We start from the raw sequence: 1689 nt of genomic DNA, 5'->3' as shown, positions 1-1689 counted from the left end.
TTGCGTGGTTTTCGATTATATCGTCGTGGGTGGTGGCTCCTCTGGATGCGTGATGGCGAGCAGGCTCTCCGCCTATGGCGCTCGCGTGCTGCTCATTGAAGCTGGCCCTGATACGCCGCCGAATGCCATTCCTGACGACATCCAGGATGGCGACCCAACGCGTGCTTACCTTAATCCCGGTTATCGATGGCAGTCACTCCACGCGACAACGGTGCGAGGTGGCCGCAAGCCTGTCCATTACGAACAGGCGCGCGTCATGGGTGGCGGCTCCAGCATCAATGCCCAAGTCGCCAACCGCGGCGGGCCCGGAGATTACGATGAGTGGGCCTCAAGCGGTGCAACGGGCTGGGGTTGGGAAGACGTGCTGCCCTACTTCCGTCGTCTAGAATGCGATTTGGATTTCGGCGGGGAATTTCATGGCACGAACGGCCCCTTGCCAATCAAACGTGTGCGCCAATCAGACTGGTCGGGCTTCATCCGGGCAATCTCCGATGCTTACGATGCTTTGGGGCTTCATTTCAGGCCAGACTTCAATGGTGCATTCGGTGATGGCTATTCAGTTGTCCCATTGACCAACCGCAATGGTCATCGGGTCTCCTCCGCGATGGCGTACTTACCCGAAACCGTCCGCTCTCGCCGCAATCTAACGATTTTATCCGAAACGACAGTTGCGCGGCTGACCTTTTTGGGAACAACGGTAACGGGGGTCGAGACGGAGAACAAATCGGGCGTGCAATCGTATAGCGCTTCTTGCGTTATCCTGTGCGCAGGAGCACTCCATTCACCCGCCATATTGATGCGCTCCGGGATCGGCCCCGCGAAGGAATTAGTACAATTCGGAATCCCTATCGTTGCAGATTTGAAAGGTGTGGGCCAGAATCTTCAGGAACACCCCACGATTTGCGTTTCGGCCTATTTGAAGCCGGCCGATCGCTTGTCACCCGGCGTGAGCGAATATATTCAGATGCACGCCCGCTACTCGTCGGGTTACGAAGGCTGCCCGTCGACCGATATGGCAATATCGACTGTTGCCAAATCATCCTGGCACCCGCTGGGGAGGCGCCTCGGCACTCTCGCCGTGTGGGTCAATCGCAGCTACTCGACGGGAACTGTGGCGCTCAAGGGTAGTTCGCATAAAATAGAGCCGGAGGTCGATTTCAACTGGTTGAGCGACAAGCGGGACGCCGAGCGCCTCAAGCAGGGCTTTCGCTTCATAGTCCGCCTGCTGCAGCAAGATTCGCTGTCCTCTGTGGCGCTGGACCCGTTTCCGTCAGCGTTGAATGCGCGAGCGAAGCTGGTGAGCAAGGTCACAAGCACAAACTATGCACTCACGTCATTTCTGGCGCTGCTCATGGACGCGTCGCCGCGGCTGCGCCGTGGGCTGATTAGGCGCGTCATAACGGATGGGGATAGCATTTCCGATCTCGTCAACGACGAGAAACATCTGGATCGGTATATTCGCCAGAACGTCATCCCAAGTTGGCATCCGACGTCGACCTGCAGGATGGGGGCAGCCGCGGATCCTGGCGCTGTGACCGATCCGTCGGGACGCGTTCATGGTATTTTGGGTTTGAGGATCGCCGACGCTTCCGTCATGCCATTTTGCCCTCGGGCGAACACAAACATTCCGACGATTATGGTGGCTGAGAAATTGGCCGACACAACCTTGAGAGACGGCAGACGGAGCTA

1 protein-coding gene is annotated in these 1689 nt (G+C 57.7%); it reads left to right on the top strand.

Annotation, left to right across the window (positions count from 1 at the left end; all coding sequences use genetic code 11):
- Positions 1-4 precede the first annotated feature (4 nt).
- Positions 5-1689 (top strand): GMC family oxidoreductase N-terminal domain-containing protein (locus EN925_RS34825; protein ID WP_063169348.1); only part of this gene is annotated, 1685 nt, incomplete at its 3' end.

The organism is Mesorhizobium sp. M7A.F.Ca.US.006.04.2.1, assembly GCF_004022915.1.
Lineage (GTDB): Bacteria > Pseudomonadota > Alphaproteobacteria > Rhizobiales > Rhizobiaceae > Mesorhizobium > Mesorhizobium ciceri.
This window is presented reverse-complemented; position numbering and strand designations above follow the sequence as displayed.